This window comes from Enterobacter sp. WI-ESBL-E8, assembly GCF_053364895.1.
The window spans coordinates 1,347,165-1,364,864 of sequence record NZ_JBRWXJ010000001.1; the positions used below are offsets into that span (position 1 = coordinate 1,347,165).

The window sequence follows — 17,700 nt, forward strand, 5'->3', positions numbered from 1 at the left end:
TTAGCCAACGACCAGATTCAGCAGTTTACCCGGTACGTAGATCACTTTACGCACGGTAACGCCCTCAAGATATTTTGCGACCAGAGTTTCCTGGCCCGCGCGCTCGCGAACCTGTTCTTCGGTTGCATCGACCGGCACGGTAATTTTACCACGGACTTTGCCGTTTACCTGGACCACGACCAGCGTTGTGTTTTCCACCATCGCTGCTTCGTCAGCCTGAGGCCACGGCGCGTTGTCGATATCGCCTTCGCCTTTCAGCTCCTGCCACAGGGTGAAGCTGACGTGCGGAGTGAACGGGTTCAGCATGCGAACAACCGCCAGCAGCGCTTCGCGCATTAAGGCACGATCCTGCTCGCCGTCCTGCGGGGCTTTCGCCAGCTTGTTCATCAGTTCCATAATAGCCGCAATTGCGGTATTGAAGGTCTGACGACGACCAATATCATCGGTCACTTTCGCAATCGTTTTATGAACATCACGACGCAGGGCCTGCTGATCTTCAGTCAGCGCAGCGGCGTTCAGTGCCGGGGCATCGCCCAGAGCGGTATGTTCGTAAACCAGTTTCCAGACGCGTTTCAGGAAGCGGTTCGCGCCTTCAACGCCAGACTCCTGCCACTCCAGAGTCATGTCTGCCGGAGAAGCAAACATCATGAACAGACGCACGGTATCCGCACCGTAGCGCTCAACCATCACCTGCGGGTCGATGCCGTTGTTTTTAGACTTGGACATCTTGCTCATGCCGGTATAGACCAGCTCATGACCAGCGGCGTCTTTGGCCTTAACGATGCGGCCTTTCTCGTCACGCTCAACGATAGCATCAACCGGAGAAACCCAGTTACGCTCACCGTTTGCGCCAACGTAGTAGAAGGCATCCGCCAGCACCATGCCCTGGCACAGCAGCTGTTTAGCCGGTTCGTCAGAGTTCACCATGCCGGCATCGCGCATCAGCTTATGGAAGAAGCGGAAGTAGAGCAGGTGCATGATGGCGTGTTCGATACCACCGATGTAGATATCTACCGGCAGCCAGTAGTTTGCCGCATCGGAGTCCAGCATACCGTCCTGATACTGCGGGCAGGTATAACGCGCATAGTACCAGGATGACTCCATAAAGGTGTCAAAGGTGTCGGTTTCACGCAGTGCAGGCTGGCCGTTGACGGTGGTTTTTGCCCACTCAGGATCGGCTTTGATCGGGCTGGTGATGCCGTCCATGACCACGTCTTCCGGCAGGATCACCGGCAGCTGATCTTCCGGCGTTGGCATCACGGTGCCATCTTCCAGCGTCACCATTGGGATTGGCGCACCCCAGTAACGCTGACGGGAAACGCCCCAGTCGCGCAGACGGAAGTTAACTTTACGCTCGCCCACGCCAAGGGAAGCCAGCTTATCGGCGATGGCGTTGAAGCCTTCTTCGAAGCTCAGGCCGCTGAATTCGCCGGAGTTGAAGAGGGTGCCTTTTTCGGTCAGCGCCTGTTCGGACAGGTCTGGTTCAGAACCGTCGGCGGCCAGAATAACCGGTTTGATGGTCAGACCGTATTTGGTGGCAAATTCGTAGTCGCGCTGGTCGTGACCCGGAACGGCCATTACGGCGCCAGTGCCGTATTCCATCAGTACGAAGTTCGCGGCCCAGACAGGGATGGCTTCGCCAGTCAGTGGGTGAATGGCTTTAAAGCCGGTATCAACGCCTTTTTTCTCCATCGTCGCCATGTCGGCTTCGGCGACTTTGGTGTTGCGGCACTCGTCGATGAAGGTAGCCAGTTCCGGATTGTTTTCTGCCGCTTTCTGCGCCAGCGGGTGACCTGCGGCCACGGCCAGATAGGTCGCACCCATGAAGGTGTCCGGACGGGTGGTGTAGACGGTCAGGGTCTGGTCGTAGTTCTCAACGTTGAAGGTAATTTCCACGCCTTCAGAACGGCCGATCCAGTTGCGCTGCATGGTCTTCACGGTATCTGGCCAGTGGTCCAGATTATCCAGATCGTTCAGGAGCTCATCAGCGTAAGCGGTGATTTTAATAAACCACTGCGGGATCTCTTTACGCTCAACTTTGGTGTCGCAGCGCCAGCAGCAGCCGTCGATAACCTGTTCGTTTGCGAGAACGGTCTGGTCATTCGGACACCAGTTAACGGCAGAGGTCTTCTTGTACACCAGGCCTTTTTTATACAGCTCGGTGAAGAATTTCTGTTCCCAGCGATAGTATTCCGGGGTACAGGTTGCCAGCTCGCGGCTCCAGTCATAGCCAAAGCCCAGCATTTTGAGCTGGTTTTTCATATACGCGATGTTGTCGTACGTCCACGGTGCCGGAGCCGTATTGTTTTTTACCGCTGCACCTTCCGCAGGCAGACCGAACGCATCCCAGCCGATAGGCTGCAGGACGTTTTTGCCCAGCATACGCTGATAGCGCGCAATCACATCACCGATGGTGTAGTTACGCACGTGGCCCATGTGTAGTCGACCAGAAGGATAGGGAAGCATCGACAGGCAGTAATACTTCTCTTTGCTCTCGTCTTCGGTTACTTCAAAGGTGCGCTTCTCGTCCCAGTGTTGCTGGACTTTTGATTCTATCTCTTCCGGGCGGTATTGCTCTTGCATGGCAGCCAGTGGTCCTGTTTTCAATACAGCTACAAATGTAGCCAATGGATGTGGTAATTCAGATCCGCATAGCATAGCCCAAACGCCCGCGTCAAAACAGCCTTTCGCACAAATGCGCTTTGCAGGAATTTACCGGGTCTGTGCTTCACCTGACAAAGCGGCGATGAAATAAGGTCTATTATTAGAAATAGTTACTTACCCGGGAGGCAAAATGATGAACAAGGTTGCTCAATTTTACCGCGAACTGGTGGCGACACTGACGGAACGGCTGCGTAACGGCGAGCGCGATATTGACGCGCTGGTTGAGCAGGCACGTGCCCGTGTGACGCAAACGGGTGAGTTAACGCGAACCGAAGTGGAAGAGGTGACCCGTGCCGTGCGTCGTGACCTGGAAGAGTTTGCGCGCAGTTACGAAGAGAGTCAGGACGAGGTCGCTGACAGCGTTTTTATGCGGGTGATTAAGGAGAGCCTGTGGCAGGAGCTGGCGGATATCACCGATAAAACGCAGCTGGAGTGGCGCGAGGTATTCCAGGATTTGAACCACCACGGTGTCTACCAGAGCGGCGAAGTGGTGGGGCTGGGCAACCTGGTGTGTGAGAAGTGCCATCACCATATTGCGGTCTATACGCCGGATGTACTGCCGCTGTGTCCGAAGTGCGGGCACGACCAGTTCCAGCGCCGGCCGTTTGAGCCCTAGGTAAAAGCAAAACTGTTTGCACCCTCTCCCTGTGGGAGAGGGCCGGGGTGAGGGCATCAGGCCGCACTATAGTAAGCCAGTCTCTCCGCCAGCAAATCCACAAACGCCTGTCTGTCAATATCCACCATCACCGTAGTATTCGGTTTATTCCCCGTCAGCGAGTAGTAATCCACCACCGTCATGCCCTGGGTATATTTTCCCTGCGTCTCGACGCCAACCCACCTGTCCACCGTGGTAAACATCTCCGGTTTTAACAGCCAGGCGATCGTGCAGGGGTCATGCAGCGGCGCGCCGTGGAATCCCCATTTCTCGGCTTTATGATACTCCATAAAGAAATCGAGCAACTCGGCCACGGTTGTCGCGACCGAATTACCTACGGCACGGAAGCGTTCAATGTCGTCCGCCATAATCTGCGCGCGATGAGTAACGTCAAGCCCCGCCATCACAATCGGTAATCCTGACTGGAAGACAATCTCCGCCGCTTCCGGGTCGACAAAAATATTGAACTCGGCAGCCGGCGTCCAGTTTCCTAGCCCCATCGCGCCGCCCATGATGACGATACGGGCGATTTTGCTGTGCAACTCGGGATGGCTATTAAGCAGCAACGCGACGTTTGTCTGCGGGCCGGTCGCCACCAGCGTGACGGGCTCGGCGCTTTCGCGCAGTATTTTTGCCATCAGCTCTACCGCGGTGCAGTTTTGCGGTGCGAAGCCGGGCTCCGGCAGCGCGGGGCCGTCCAGCCCGCTTTCACCATGAACGTTGTCGGCAATAATGAGCTCGCGCATCAGCGGCTTCACGGCCCCACCCGCAACCGGAATATCGGTGCGTTTAAGCAGCGTGAGCATGCGCAGCACGTTACGCAGGGTTTTATCCGGCGTCTGGTTTCCGGCAGAAGAGGTGACGGCTTTGACGTCGAGTTCAGGGGAGGCAAGTGCAAGGACGAGAGCGATCGCGTCATCATGACCCGGATCGCAATCGAGAATGATCGGTTGTGCCATAGCGTTCTCCATTCATAGCGTTATTTTGTGACAAGGTTAACGCTGCAATGTGACGTCGAATAGAGGAAGAAATCTAAAGCGTGAAGCAGTGCGCAATCCGCAGATTGCGCACCGGGAAGATTAATGCAGGATTTTGGCGAGGAAGTCTTTTGCGCGCTCGGATTTCGGGTTAGCGAAGAACTCCTCTTTCGGCGAGTCTTCTACGATCTTCCCTTCGTCCATAAAGATCACGCGGTTGGCCACTTTACGGGCGAAGCCCATTTCGTGGGTCACTACCATCATGGTCATCCCTTCGTGCGCCAGTTCAACCATGACGTCCAGCACCTCGTTGATCATCTCAGGATCGAGCGCAGACGTTGGCTCATCAAACAGCATCGCAACGGGATCCATGCACAGCGCACGGGCGATCGCCACGCGCTGCTGCTGGCCGCCAGAAAGCTGTGCCGGGAACTTATCGGCATGTGCCGAGAGACCCACGCGTTCCAGGAGCTTCAGCCCTTTCTCGCGCGACGCCTTTTTATCACGCTTAAGCACTTTCACCTGCGCCAGGGTCAGGTTCTCAATAATGGAGAGGTGAGGGAACAGCTCAAAGTGCTGGAACACCATGCCAACGTGAGAGCGAAGCTGGGCGAGATTGGTTTTCTTGTCGTTGACTTTGGTGCCGTTGACAACGATCTCACCCTGCTGCACCGGCTCCAGTCCGTTGACGGTTTTGATCAGCGTCGATTTACCGGAACCAGACGGCCCGCACACTACCACCACGTCGCCTTTTTTCACTTCGGTGGAGCAGTCGGTCAGCACCTGAAAGTGCCCATACCATTTAGAAACATTTTTCAGGGAAATCATTATACCGTCCTTTTCTTCAGCCAGCTGACCAACAGCGACGCGCTTAAACTAATCACAAAATAGACCGCACCCGCGAAGAGCACCATCTCGACCTGCGTACCATCACGTTCACCGATGGTTGACGCGGTACGGAAGAAGTCTGCCAGACTCAGAACGTAGACCAGGGAGGTATCCTGGAACAGCACGATGCCCTGGGTCAGCAGGAGCGGAACCATGGCGCGAAACGCCTGCGGCAGAATAATGAGCTGCATGGACTGCCAGTGCGTCATCCCCAGTGCCAGTGCGGCGCTGGATTGCCCGCGGGAAATACTCTGAATGCCCGCACGGATAATTTCCGAGTAGTAAGCGGCCTCAAACATGGAGAACGCCACCATCGCGGAGATCAGGCGGATATCGGTTTTCGGCGACAGGCCCAGCACGTTTTGCAGGAAGCCGGGCACAATCAGGTAAAACCACAGCAGCACCATTACCAGCGGGATGGAGCGGAACACGTTAACGTAGGCGGTCGCAAACCAGGCGAGGGGTTTAAAGCTCGACAGGCGCATGACGGCCAGCAGGGTGCCCCAGACGATACCAATGATGATGGCGATAACGGTGATTTTTAAGGTAATCACCAGGCCATCAAGCAGGTATGGCATGGATGGAACGATAGAACTCCAGTCAAATTCGTACATTATTTGCCCCCCAGATTACCCGGCAGGCGGATTTTGCGTTCAACCAGGTTCATCACCAGCATGATGAAAGCGTTAATCAGAACATACGCGAGCGTGATCGCGGTGAAGGATTCCCACGCGTGCGCGGAGTAATCCAGCAGTTTGCCCGCCTGAGCGGCCATATCGACCAGGCCGATAGTCGAGGCGATGGCCGAGTTTTTCACCAGGTTCATCATCTCAGAGGTCATCGGTGGAACGATAACGCGGTAGGCGTTAGGCAGCAGCACATAGCGGTAGGTTTGCGGCAGGGTCAAGCCCATTGCCAGGCCCGCATTTTTTTGTCCACGGGGTAATGACTGAATGGCGGCACGCACCTGCTCGCAAACGCGCGCAGCGGTAAACAGCCCCAGACACATCATGGAGGAGACAAAGAACTGTACATTCGGATCCAGTTCCGACTTGAACCACATGCCAATATTTTCAGGCAGCAGTTCCGGGATAACCAGATACCAGGTAAAGAATTGCACGATCAGCGGAACGTTACGGAACAGTTCCACATACAGGGTGCCAAGTGTTGAAAGAAAACGGTTAGGGACGGTGCGCAGAATACCGAACAGAGAACCGACAAGAAACGCGATAATCCACGCCGTTATCGATAATGCCACGGTAACCTGAAAGCCGCTCCACAGCCAGCCAAGATAGGTGGTGTTGCCGAACGGGGCTTGTTGCAGGAATATGCCCCAGTTCCAGTCTATTGACATAATAAACTCCAGAAAAAAAAGGGTAGCAGCGCTACCCTCGAAGATTGGTGAGAAGCTCATTTTTCGCGCTGAGTGGGGAACGACCACTCAACGTATAGTCTGTCCATGCTTCCCGACAATCGAGAGGGCAGGAGATCCCGCCCCTGTTGTTCTAATTAGTTAAGAGCTTTGTCATTTGGAGATTTGAACAGCGCTTTCATGTCTTCAGACAGTTCAAAGTTCATGTTGAGATTTTTTGGTGGAATCGGGTTCTTGAACCACTTGTCGAACCATTTTTCCGCTTCGCCGGAGGTCTGCACCTGAGCGATGGTGTCATCGATCAGCTTTTTGAACTGCGGATCGTCTTTACGCAGCATACAGCCGTAGGCTTCTTTCGACTGCGCGGTACCGACGATATCCCAGTTGTCCGGTTTTTTCGCTTTCGCACGCTCGCCCGCCAGCAGGGCGTCATCCATCATAAACGCGACGGCACGACCACTTTCCAGAGTACGGAAGGAGTCGCCATGGTCTTTCGCGCTGATGATGCGCATATCCATTTTCTTCTCGTCGTTCAGCTTGTGCAGCAGCACTTCTGAGGTGGTACCGGAAGTGACAACGACCGCTTTGCCTTTCAGGTCAGCGAAGTCTTTGATCTCACCGCCTTTCTTGGTCAGCAGGCGGGTGCCCACAACAAAGATGGTGTCCGAGAAGGCAGCCTGTTTCTGACGCTCGAGGTTATTGGTGGTGGAGCCACACTCGAAATCAAAGGTGCCGTTTTGCAGCAGTGGAATACGGTTCTGTGAAGTGATTGGGATCAGCTTCACCTGCAGGTCAGGTTTGTTCAGCTTTTTCTTCACAGCTTCAACGATGGCGTTGGAGTAATCCTGTGAATAGCCCACGACTTTTTGCGTGTTGTCGTAGTAAGAGAACGGGACTGAAGATTCACGGTGGCCGACCACGATGACGCCGTTTTTGGCAATCTTGTCGAGAGTGCTGCCTGCTGCCGGAGCATCTTCAGCGTGAACCACGCCTGCAGACATTCCCATAACCAGCATTGCTGTGGCCAGTTTACGTAATTGCATACCCAACTCCTTTTTTATCAGCGCCAGTGACGCTTTGATACCCATTGTGATGTTGTTATATCTCGCGCAATGCGAGTGCAGTGTTATGCAAGCTTGTTAACATTTAGTCTGGCTTAATGTAAAGATTTTGCTGCGTTATTGTTTATTTTTGCGAAGCGCGCCGCACCATTCAGAGGCAAATATCTCCCGTTGCACCGTTTCGGTGCTACCGATGATCTACGCTGGTGCGACTAAGTTGCACGTTAAGCCAAACTGCGTTTACCTGAATAAACAAAGCAATAGGCGTGCCAGAATTGAACTTTGGAGGGAACTGTCGGGTGGCAGCTACGCCTTACCCGACCTACGGGAACGAAATGTAGGCCGGGTAAGCGTCAGCGCCACCCGGCAAAGGAGGTAAGGTTATTTACTACGCAGACGCAGGCTCATCAGCACCGCGCCAAAGCCGAACAGCACGGTCAATATCCACAGCGGCCAGTTACCGGTACGGGCGTATGGCGTCAGGCCGGATGTCGGCGTGACTTTTGTGGTCAGCACTTCCCGGGTGAACTGTGGGATCATGGCCTGGATTTCGCCCTGCGGTCCAATCACGGCGGTGATGCCGTTGTTGGTGCTGCGCAGCAGTGGACGCGCCAGCTCCAGGGAGCGCATCCGCGCCATCTGGAAGTGCTGCCACGGGCCAATTGACTTACCAAACCAGGCATCGTTAGAGATAGTCAGCAGGAAGTCCGTGTCAGGGCGGAAGTTATCGCGCACCTGCTCGCCGAGGATAATCTCGTAGCAAATGGCCGCCGTCAGAGCAAAGCCGTGCGCGTGAAGCTGGGGCTGAACGTATGGCCCGCGGCTGAAAGAGGACATCGGCAGGTCAAAGAACGGTGCCAGCGGGCGCAGAATCGACTCCAGCGGAACAAACTCACCAAACGGCACCAGGTGGTTCTTGTTGTACCGGTCAGTGGAGTTATAGCTGTACTCGCTGTCTTTGCCGAGCGTAATGATGGTGTTGTAGGTGTCGTAGCGGTTCTGCTGATTGAGACGCGCATCAACAATCCCGGTGATCAGCGTGCTGCCACGCGAGAGCAGCAGGTCGTTCATCATGTTGAGGAACGGCTGCTGGTTAATCTCCAGATCGGGGATCGCCGACTCTGGCCAGATAATCAGCTGTGATTTACCCATCACCTCTTCCGTGGCGTTGGCGTAGATCTTCAGCGTATTCAGCAGTTCTTTCTCGTCCCACTTCATGGACTGCGGGATATTTCCCTGAACCATAGAAACCTGCGTGGCGCGTTCGGGCTCAAGGGTGAACCACTGGATATAGCGCAGCGGGAAGGGCAGAGCGAACAGCACCAGCGCCACAACCAACGGCTTCCAGCAGCGCTTGACCAGCGCCAGGACCAGCAGGCCGCTGACAACCATCAGCAGGAAGTTGATGGCCTCAACGCCCATCACCGGCGCCAGGCCTTTCAGGGGGCCGTCAATCTGACTGTAGCCGAACTGCAGCCATGGGAAGCCCGTCAGCACCCAACCGCGCAGGAACTCGGTGAGTTGCCAGACCACCGGCGCGGCAATAGCGACGCGCAGCCAGCTGGTTTTTGGCCACAGGCGAGAAAGGATGCCTGCGAACAGACCGGTATACAGCGAGAGATACGCAGCGAGCAGCACCACCAGGAAGACGTTAACCGGGCCCGGCATACCACCAAACTGGGCGATGCTGACATAGACCCAGTTGATGCCGGAACCAAACAGTCCCAGCCCCCAGAAGTAGCCGATGGCGGCAGCCTGTACCGGACGACGATTCAGGGTCAGACCCTGTAGCCCCATCAGGGAGAGAATGGCCGCAGGCCAGATGTCGTAAGGAGAAAAAGCCAGCGTACCGCTGGCTCCGAGTAACAGCGCCAGCAGCAAACGGACGCGCTGGCGTTCAAGAAGTGAGGCAAATGCCATTTACATTAATCTTCCAGTTTTGGCACCGGTGAATCGTCCGGCGTTCTGACGTGAACCTGTATAATACGTCGGCTGTCGGCCATTGCCACTTTGAACTGGTAACCGTCAATGTCAACGGTCTCGCCGCGCGCCGGAAGATGGCCAAAGGCCTGCATCACCAGCCCGCCAATGGTATCAACCTCTTCATCGCTGAAGTGGGTACCGAAGGCGTCGTTGAAGTCTTCAATCGAGGCCAGCGCGCGCACGGTCCAGGTGTGGCGGCTGAGCTGACGGAAGTCGATGTCTTCCTCTTCGTCATACTCATCTTCGATTTCGCCCACGATCAGCTCAAGAATATCTTCGATCGTGACAAGACCGGACACGCCACCAAATTCATCAATAACAATCGCCATGTGGTAACGCTGAGAGCGGAACTCTTTCAGCATCCGATCCACACGTTTACTCTCCGGCACAACCACGGCCTGGCGTAACACTTTTTCCATGCTGAAGGCTTCGGCATCGCTGCGCATAAACGGCAGCAGATCTTTCGCCATCAAAATCCCTTCGATGTGATCTTTGTCTTCGCTGATAACCGGGAAACGCGAGTGGGCGGATTCGATGATGACATCGAGGCACTCGTCCAGGGTCTGGTTGCGTTTCAGGGTAATCATCTGCGAACGGGGGATCATGATATCGCGGACGCGCTGGTCGGCGATGTCCATAACCCCTTCGAGCATTTCGCGCGTATCTTCGTCGATAAGGTCGTTCTGCCCGGAATCACGAATCAGCTCCAGCAGTTCATCACGGTTTTTCGGTTCGTCGTGGAAAAGCTGGTTCAGAATGAGGGAGAAAAATCCCTTTTTACTGGTTGTCGTGTCGCTACTGTGTGAATTGTCGTCGCTCATGGCGTTTGTTAAGGGTTCTCTTGTTAGTTCAACGTTTACCGCCACGCGATGTCCTTTCGTGGCGGCATGTTAGTCCGTCAGGTGACGGACTATTCTTTCTCGGCAATGTACGGATCCTCATAGCCCAGAGCAAGCATTATCTCTGTCTCGAGGGACTCCATCTCTTCCGCTTCGTCGTCTTCGATATGATCGTAGCCGAGCAGATGCAGGCTGCCGTGTACCACCATGTGCGCCCAGTGGGCCTCAAGGGGTTTTTGCTGCTCTTTGGCTTCCTGTTCAACCACCTGACGGCAGATGATCAGATCGCCCAACAGCGGCATCTCGATACCCGGCGGCGCTTCGAACGGGAAAGAGAGCACGTTGGTCGGCTTATCTTTCCCGCGATAGGTCAGGTTAAGCTCGTGGCTTTCTGCTTCATCCACCAGGCGAATCGTGACTTCTGATTCTTCCTGAAACTGGGGGATAACGGCATCCAGCCATTTCTGAAACTGTGCCTCATCCGGCATGCCGGAATTATCTTCACAGGCCAGCTGTAAATCGAGGATCACCTGACTCATTTCTGTTCTTGCTCCTGCGCTTCGCGCTTACGTTCTGCGGCCAGTTCGGCCTTACGCTTCTGATCCGCCTCTTCCCAGGCTTCATAAGCGTTAACGATACGCGCGACCACCGGGTGGCGTACCACGTCTTCACTGTGGAAGAAGTTAAAGCTGATTTCGTCGACCTCGGCCAGCACCTCAATGGCGTGGCGCAGGCCCGATTTGGTGCTGCGCGGCAGGTCAATCTGCGTCACGTCACCCGTAATGACCGCCTTTGAGTTAAAGCCGATACGCGTCAGGAACATCTTCATCTGTTCGATGGTGGTGTTCTGACTTTCATCGAGGATGATGAACGCATCGTTCAGCGTACGGCCACGCATGTAGGCGAGCGGAGCAACTTCAATAACGTTACGCTCAATGAGCTTCTCGACCTTCTCAAAGCCCAGCATTTCAAACAGCGCATCGTATAAAGGGCGCAGATACGGGTCGACCTTCTGGCTCAGATCGCCCGGCAGGAAGCCCAGTTTTTCACCCGCTTCAACGGCAGGGCGGGTCAGCAGGATGCGCCGGATGTCCTGGCGCTCCAGCGCATCAACCGCAGCGGCAACGGCCAGATAGGTTTTACCCGTACCCGCCGGACCCACGCCGAAGGTGATGTCATGGTCAAGAATGTTGGCGATGTACTGCGCCTGGTTTGGCGTGCGCGGCTTAATCACGCCACGTTTGGTCTTGATGTTAATGGCTTTGCCATAGTCCGGCACGCTTTCCGCGCTCTGTTCCAGCACGCGCGCCTCTTTAATGGCGAGGTGGATCTGTTCCGGTTCGATATCCTGAATTTCGCCGCGCATCGGGGCGGTATCGACATACAGGCTACGCAGAATGTCCGCGGCGGCGTTGACGCAGATAGGGCGTCCGGTAAGTTTGAAATGATTATCGCGACGATTGATTTCGATACCCAGACGTCGCTCCAGTTGTTTGATGTTGTCATCAAACGGCCCGCACAGGCTCAGCAGGCGAGCGTTGTCTGCTGGCTCAAGGCTAATTTCACGCGTATCTATGTTCAAACTGTTCCTCTTTGATTGGTTAACTGATCCGTTGCGACAGGGCGTAATAAAACGGTCATTACCGAAATTATTCACGCCATAGAATAAAGGCGCAAGCGTTGCGGATGATATTGGGGACGATAAGAGGAAATACAAGGCCTGCCGGAAAGGCAGGCCATGAGGATTAAGGCTGGTAAATTCCCACGCCAGAATCATTTTCTTTGCGGGTACGCGAAATCACGGATTCCGGCGACTCTGCAATACGCAGGCCCATTTCGTCTTCGGTACGTACCACTTTTGCGCGCAGCGAGTTGGTCAGCACTTCGACAATCTCGACGTCCACGAATTTACCGATCATGTCCGGGGTGCCTTCAAAGTTCACCACGCGGTTGTTCTCGGTACGGCCGGAGAGTTCCATAATGCTCTTGCGCGAGGTGCCTTCTACCAGAATGCGCTGAACGGTGCCGAGCATACGGCGGCTCCAGGCATTGGCCTGCTGGTTGATGCGCTCCTGCAGAATATACAGACGCTGCTTTTTCTCTTCTTCCGGTACATCGTCAACCATATCGGCCGCGGGCGTTCCCGGACGCGCTGAGAAGATGAAGCTGTAGCTGACGTCAAAGTTCACTTCGCCGATGAGCTTCATGGTGCGCTCGAAGTCATCAGCGGTTTCGCCAGGGAAGCCGACGATAAAGTCAGAGCTTATCTGGATATCCGGACGGGCTTCACGCAGCTTACGGATGGTCGATTTGTACTCCAGGACCGTGTGCGGACGACCCATCAGGTTCAGCACGCGGTCAGAGCCGCACTGAATCGGCAGGTGCAGGAAGCTCACCAGCTCTGGCGTATCGCGATAGACGTCGATGATGTCGTCGGTAAATTCCATCGGATGGCTGGTGGTAAAGCGAATGCGGTCGATGCCGTCAATCGCGGCCACCAGACGCAGCAGTTCGGCAAAGCTGCCGGTGGTGCCGTCATAGTTCTCACCGCGCCAGGCGTTAACGTTCTGGCCCAGCAGGTTCACTTCGCGTACGCCCTGTGCGGCAAGCTGCGCGATTTCAAACAGAATATCGTCTGCCGGGCGGCTGACCTCTTCACCACGGGTGTACGGCACCACGCAGTAAGTACAGTACTTGTTGCAGCCTTCCATGATGGAGACGAAGGCGGTCGGGCCATCGGCGCGCGGCTCCGGCAGACGGTCAAATTTTTCGATTTCCGGGAAGCTGACGTCAACGACCGGGCTGCGATTGCCGCGAACCTGGTTGATCATCTCAGGCAGGCGGTGCAGGGTCTGCGGGCCAAAGACAATATCCACATACGGGGCTCTCTGGCGGATCAGCTTGCCTTCCTGCGACGCGACGCAGCCACCCACGCCGATGATCAGGTCCGGATTTTTTCGCTTGAGGAGTTTCCAGCGACCTAATACGTGAAAGACTTTTTCCTGCGCTTTTTCACGAATGGAACAGGTGTTCAGCAGCAGCACGTCCGCTTCTTTCGCATTTTCAGTCAGCTGGTATCCGTGGGTGGTATCCAGCAGATCGGCCATCTTGGATGAATCGTATTCGTTCATCTGACAGCCCCAGGTTTTTATATGGAGTTTTTTAGTCATCGACTTGCTCAGCTCAGGATTGCAAGCCGCGTATTGTAATGCTTTGGTGGGGTTGTGACCAGTATGAAGGTTATGTGTCTCAGGACCGAAAAAATCCGGTAAACTTAAGGGATTCTCCAATAAGGAAAATTGACCATGACACTCCAACACACCGAAGTTGCCGTTGTCGGCGGCGGTATGGTCGGCGGCGCGCTGGCGCTGGGGCTGGCGCAGCAGGGATTTGAGGTAACGGTAATTGAACAGTCGGCGCCTGCGCAATACGATCCGGCGGCCAAACCGGATGTGCGTATTTCCGCTATCAGCGCGGCCTCCGTTGATCTGCTGCGCGGGCTGGGCGTATGGGGGGCGGTGCTGGCGATGCGCGCCCATCCTTACAGCCGTCTTGAAACCTGGGAGTGGGAAAATGCCCACGTCGCGTTTGATGCCGCCGAGCTGAAGCTACCGCGCCTGGGTTATATGGTGGAAAACAACGTGCTCCAGCGGGCGCTCTGGCAGGCGCTCGAGGCGCACCCGAAGGTAACGCTGCGTGTTCCGGCGTCGCTTAAGGCGCTGCATCCTCACGATAGCGGCTATTTACTAACGCTCGACAGCGGCGATGAACTGGCCGTCAAGCTGGTCGTCGGGGCGGACGGCGCCAACTCTCAGGTCAGGCAGATGGCGGGTATTGGGGTTCATGCCTGGCAGTACGAGCAGTCCTGTATGCTGATTACCGTCCAGTGCGAGAAGGCGCCGGGAGAGAGCACCTGGCAGCACTTTACCCCGAATGGTCCGCACGCCTTTCTACCGCTGTTCGATAACTGGGCGTCGCTGGTGTGGTACGACAAACCGGCGCGCATTCGCCAGCTGCAGGGGCTTTCAATGGAGCAATTGCAGCGGGAGATTCACATGCACTTCCCGAGCCGTCTGGGCAACGTTACGCCGGTCGCTGCAGGGGCGTTCCCGCTCACGCGCCGTCACGCATTGCAGTATGCCCGTGAAGGGCTGGCGCTGGTGGGGGATGCAGCACACACCATTCACCCGCTGGCCGGGCAGGGTGTGAACCTGGGGTACCGTGACGTTGAGGCGTTGCTGGATGTGCTGGGCAGCGCCCGCGGGCATGCGGAAAACTGGTCCAGCCATCAGGTTCTGAAGCGTTACCAGACGCGACGCATGGCGGATAACTTTATCATGCAGTCGGGAATGGATCTGTTCTATGCCGGGTTCAGCAATGACTTAGCCCCGGTGCGCATTCTACGTAATATTGGATTAATGGCGGCGGAACGCTCCGGTAGGTTGAAGCGTCAGGTGCTGAAATACGCCTTAGGACTTTAATCTTCGCTCCGACTATTCCCTCGCCCCTTTGGGGAGAGGGTTAGGGTGAGGGGCATCAGGCCACACTATTCTGAGCAACAAAAACAAAAAAGCCCGCAGAGCGGGCTTTTTTGTTACTAAGTGGCTGGGGTGCAGGGATTCGAACCCCGGAATGCTGGTATCAGAAACCAGAGCCTTACCGCTTGGCGACACCCCAATTGCGTTAAACAAACTGCTTAACGACTTTTTAAATTGGCTGGGGTACGAGGATTCGAACCTCGGAATGCCGGAATCAGAATCCGGTGCCTTACCGCTTGGCGATACCCCAACAATTTGTCTTGATTACCGAAAAATCGACAATCTAAATTTGGTGGCTACGACGGGATTCGAACCTGTGACCCCATCATTATGAGTGATGTGCTCTAACCAACTGAGCTACGTAGCCAGTACTGCAATCTTCGATGGCTGGGGTACCTGGATTCGAACCAGGGAATGCCGGTATCAAAAACCGGTGCCTTACCGCTTGGCGATACCCCAATACCGCGGAGAACCGCAAAATCGAAGAAATATGGCTGGGGTACCTGGATTCGAACCAGGGAATGCCGGTATCAAAAACCGGTGCCTTACCGCTTGGCGATACCCCATCCGTGCAACGCTTTCCTGGGAATGGTGCGGGAGGCGAGACTTGAACTCGCACACCTTGCGGCGCCAGAACCTAAATCTGGTGCGTCTACCAATTTCGCCACTCCCGCAAAAAAGATGGTGGCTACGACGGGATTCGAACCTGTGACCCCATCATTATGAGTGATGTGCTCTAACCAACTGAGCTACGTAGCCATCTTTTTTCGCGTTACCTTATCGGCGTTGCGGGGCGCATTATGCGTATAGACCCTTGCAGCGTCAACACCTTTTTCAACGAAAATAGCCGGAATGTGACTGTTTGGTTAGGTTGCGAACAGCGTGACCGAATATTCGGCAATTATTGGTTATTAATCGGTTTTAGGCGGTGAAATGTGAGGCAAAAAAAATGGGCCCCTGAGGGGCCCGATCGCGATTTGAGTGATTATTTGTAGGCCGACTGGTGAACGCCTACCGCACGTCCTGACGGATCGTTCATGGATTTGAACGATTCATCCCATTCAATCGCTTTCGCAGAAGAGCAGGCGACGGAAGGACCACCCGGTACGCACTCTGCAGCGCTTGGAACCGGGAACAGCTCTTCAAAAATTTCGCGGTACAGATACGCCTCTTTCGAGCCTGGCGTGTTGTACGGGAAGCGGAAGCTGGCGGTTTCCAGCTGCTGGTCAGAAACCTGTTTTGCCGCGACCTCTTTCAGGGTGTCGATCCAGCTATAGCCCACGCCATCAGAGAACTGCTCTTTCTGACGCCATGCAACGCTTGCCGGCAGGTAGGATTCAAAACATTCACGCAGGATATGTTTTTCCATTTTGCCATTGCCGCACATTTTATCCTGTGGGTTGATGCGCATCGCCACGTCGAGGAATTTCTTATCCAGGAACGGAACGCGCGCTTCAACACCCCATGCCGACATCGCTTTGTTGGCACGCGCGCAGTCAAACATATGCAGGGCCTGCAGCTTACGCACGGTCTCTTCGTGTAGCTCTTTGGCGTTCGGCGCTTTATGGAAGTACAGGTAGCCGCCAAATACTTCGTCAGAGCCTTCACCGGAGAGCACCATTTTGATACCCATCGCTTTAATCTTACGCGACATCAGGTACATCGGCGTGGAGGCGCGGATTGTCGTTACGTCATAGGTTTCGATGTGGTAGATCACATCGCGGATCGCATCCAGGCCTTCCTGCACGGTGAAGTGAATTTCATGGTGCACAGTACCCAGGTGGTTTGCCACTTCCTGCGCGGCCTTCAGGTCAGGCGCCCCTTCCAGGCCCACGGCAAAGGAGTGCAGCTGTGGCCACCAGGCTTCTGAACGCTCCTGATCTTCCACGCGGCGCGCGGCGAATTTCTTAGTGATCGCGGAGATCACGGAGGAGTCCAGACCGCCGGAGAGCAGCACGCCGTATGGCACGTCAGACATCAGGTGGCTTTTAACGGAATCTTCCAGCGCCTGGCGCAGCTCAGCTTTGTCCGTGACGTTGTCTTTTACCGCGTCGTAGTCGAACCAGTCACGCTGATAATACTGACGGATCTCGCCGTCTTTACTCCACAGGTAGCTTCCCGCCGGGAACTCTTTAATGGTACGGCAGACCGGCACCAGGGCTTTCATTTCAGACGCAACATAGAAGTTACCGTGTTCATCGTGGCCCATGTACAGCGGGATAATACCAATGTGGTCACGGCCAATCAGGTAGGCGTCTTTTTCACTGTCGTACAGGGCGAATGCGAACATGCCCTGCAGGTCGTCGAGGAACTCGGGGCCTTTCTCCTGATACAGCGCCAGGATGACTTCACAGTCAGAACCGGTCTGGAAGGCGTAGCGGTCGCCGTACTCGGCGCGCAGCGCCTGATGGTTGTAGATCTCACCGTTAACAGCCAGCGCATGCGTTTTTTTCTCGTTATACAGCGGCTGCGCACCTGCGTTGACGTCAACAATGGAAAGACGTTCGTGAGCCAGAATCGCTTTGTCACTGGCGTAAACGCCGGACCAGTCCGGGCCGCGATGGCGCATCAGGCGGGACAGTTCGAGTGCCTTTTTACGCAGTTCGCCCGCGTCAGTTTTAATATCCAGTACGCCAAAAATTGAACACATAACCTTCTCCGTTAACCCTGTTGCTTTGTAATGTTGCTTGCTTATGAAAATGCCGCAAAGGGGCAGGGCGCGC

At 55.2% G+C, this 17,700-nt stretch carries 14 protein-coding genes and 7 tRNA genes; 2 read left to right on the forward strand and 19 right to left on the reverse strand.

What is annotated here, in order from left to right:
* A complete protein-coding gene (gene leuS, locus ACWHWP_RS06390) occupies nucleotides 1–2,583 on the reverse strand; it encodes a leucine--tRNA ligase (protein WP_063429948.1) in 2,583 nt (860 codons plus the stop codon).
* Nucleotides 2,584–2,797: 214 nt separating this feature from the next.
* Between leuS and ACWHWP_RS06395 the strand changes: the two genes are divergently transcribed.
* Nucleotides 2,798–3,280, forward strand: a complete 483-nt coding sequence (locus ACWHWP_RS06395; protein ID WP_047347386.1) for a zinc ribbon-containing protein — start codon at nucleotides 2,798–2,800, stop codon at nucleotides 3,278–3,280.
* Between the two features lie 56 nt (nucleotides 3,281–3,336).
* Here the strand turns inward: ACWHWP_RS06395 and rihA are convergent, their stop codons facing one another.
* The 10 genes from rihA to miaB all read right to left on the reverse strand — a co-directional run bounded on the left by rihA (nucleotide 3,337) and on the right by miaB (nucleotide 13,609).
* Nucleotides 3,337–4,278: a pyrimidine-specific ribonucleoside hydrolase RihA gene (gene rihA, locus ACWHWP_RS06400; RefSeq protein WP_447855267.1), complete on the reverse strand. Its 942-nt coding sequence runs from the start codon at nucleotides 4,276–4,278 to the stop codon at nucleotides 3,337–3,339.
* 120 nt (nucleotides 4,279–4,398) lie between these two features.
* Nucleotides 4,399–5,124, reverse strand: coding sequence for an amino acid ABC transporter ATP-binding protein (locus tag ACWHWP_RS06405; protein ID WP_014883001.1), 726 nt, complete (start codon nucleotides 5,122–5,124; stop codon nucleotides 4,399–4,401).
* Nucleotides 5,124–5,798, reverse strand: coding sequence for a glutamate/aspartate ABC transporter permease GltK (gene gltK / locus ACWHWP_RS06410; RefSeq protein WP_014883002.1), 675 nt, complete (start codon nucleotides 5,796–5,798; stop codon nucleotides 5,124–5,126). The genes ACWHWP_RS06405 and gltK overlap by 1 nt, the downstream gene beginning before the upstream one ends.
* On the reverse strand, nucleotides 5,798–6,538 hold the full coding sequence (locus ACWHWP_RS06415; RefSeq protein ID WP_023310756.1) for an amino acid ABC transporter permease: 741 nt from the start codon (nucleotides 6,536–6,538) through the stop codon (nucleotides 5,798–5,800). Before ACWHWP_RS06415 ends, gltK begins: the two co-directional genes overlap by 1 nt.
* 155 nt (nucleotides 6,539–6,693) lie before the next feature.
* Nucleotides 6,694–7,599 (reverse strand): amino acid ABC transporter substrate-binding protein, encoded by a 906-nt coding sequence (locus ACWHWP_RS06420; RefSeq protein WP_023334902.1) that lies wholly within the window; start codon nucleotides 7,597–7,599, stop codon nucleotides 6,694–6,696.
* A gap of 399 nt (nucleotides 7,600–7,998) precedes the next feature.
* Complete coding sequence (gene lnt, locus ACWHWP_RS06425) at nucleotides 7,999–9,537, reverse strand: apolipoprotein N-acyltransferase (RefSeq protein WP_447855268.1); 1,539 nt, start codon at nucleotides 9,535–9,537, stop codon at nucleotides 7,999–8,001.
* Nucleotides 9,538–9,542: 5 nt separating this feature from the next.
* Complete coding sequence (corC, locus tag ACWHWP_RS06430; protein WP_447855269.1) at nucleotides 9,543–10,421, reverse strand: CNNM family magnesium/cobalt transport protein CorC; 879 nt, start codon at nucleotides 10,419–10,421, stop codon at nucleotides 9,543–9,545.
* Nucleotides 10,422–10,510: 89 nt separating this feature from the next.
* The gene (gene ybeY / locus ACWHWP_RS06435; protein WP_008501052.1) at nucleotides 10,511–10,978 is read right to left on the reverse strand and encodes an rRNA maturation RNase YbeY; all 468 of its coding nucleotides are present in this window, start codon (nucleotides 10,976–10,978) and stop codon (nucleotides 10,511–10,513) included.
* The gene (locus ACWHWP_RS06440; protein ID WP_047347093.1) at nucleotides 10,975–12,021 is read right to left on the reverse strand and encodes a PhoH family protein; all 1,047 of its coding nucleotides are present in this window, start codon (nucleotides 12,019–12,021) and stop codon (nucleotides 10,975–10,977) included. The genes ybeY and ACWHWP_RS06440 overlap by 4 nt, the downstream gene beginning before the upstream one ends.
* 163 nt (nucleotides 12,022–12,184) lie before the next feature.
* Nucleotides 12,185–13,609, reverse strand: coding sequence for a tRNA (N6-isopentenyl adenosine(37)-C2)-methylthiotransferase MiaB (gene miaB, locus ACWHWP_RS06445; RefSeq protein ID WP_028012350.1), 1,425 nt, complete (start codon nucleotides 13,607–13,609; stop codon nucleotides 12,185–12,187).
* A 135-nt stretch (nucleotides 13,610–13,744) separates the two neighbouring features.
* Here miaB and ubiF point away from each other — a divergent pair, with 135 nt between their 5' ends.
* The gene (gene ubiF / locus ACWHWP_RS06450) at nucleotides 13,745–14,920 is read left to right on the forward strand and encodes a 3-demethoxyubiquinol 3-hydroxylase (protein WP_447855270.1); all 1,176 of its coding nucleotides are present in this window, start codon (nucleotides 13,745–13,747) and stop codon (nucleotides 14,918–14,920) included.
* Nucleotides 14,921–15,041: 121 nt separating this feature from the next.
* On the opposite strand, the gene ACWHWP_RS06455 is transcribed toward ubiF, so the two are convergent.
* The 8 genes from ACWHWP_RS06455 to asnB form a co-directional block, all read right to left on the reverse strand.
* Nucleotides 15,042–15,116, reverse strand: a tRNA-Gln gene (locus tag ACWHWP_RS06455).
* A gap of 36 nt (nucleotides 15,117–15,152) precedes the next feature.
* Nucleotides 15,153–15,227: transfer RNA gene (locus tag ACWHWP_RS06460), tRNA-Gln, on the reverse strand.
* 40 nt (nucleotides 15,228–15,267) lie between these two features.
* Nucleotides 15,268–15,344: transfer RNA gene (locus ACWHWP_RS06465), tRNA-Met, on the reverse strand.
* 17 nt (nucleotides 15,345–15,361) lie between these two features.
* Nucleotides 15,362–15,436: transfer RNA gene (locus tag ACWHWP_RS06470), tRNA-Gln, on the reverse strand.
* Nucleotides 15,437–15,468: 32 nt separating this feature from the next.
* Nucleotides 15,469–15,543 (reverse strand) — tRNA-Gln (locus ACWHWP_RS06475).
* A 23-nt stretch (nucleotides 15,544–15,566) separates the two neighbouring features.
* Nucleotides 15,567–15,651, reverse strand: a tRNA-Leu gene (locus tag ACWHWP_RS06480).
* An 8-nt stretch (nucleotides 15,652–15,659) separates the two neighbouring features.
* Nucleotides 15,660–15,736, reverse strand: a tRNA-Met gene (locus tag ACWHWP_RS06485).
* 226 nt (nucleotides 15,737–15,962) lie between these two features.
* On the reverse strand, nucleotides 15,963–17,627 hold the full coding sequence (gene asnB, locus ACWHWP_RS06490) for an asparagine synthase B (protein WP_010428626.1): 1,665 nt from the start codon (nucleotides 17,625–17,627) through the stop codon (nucleotides 15,963–15,965).
* Between the last annotated feature and the right edge of the window lie 73 nt (nucleotides 17,628–17,700).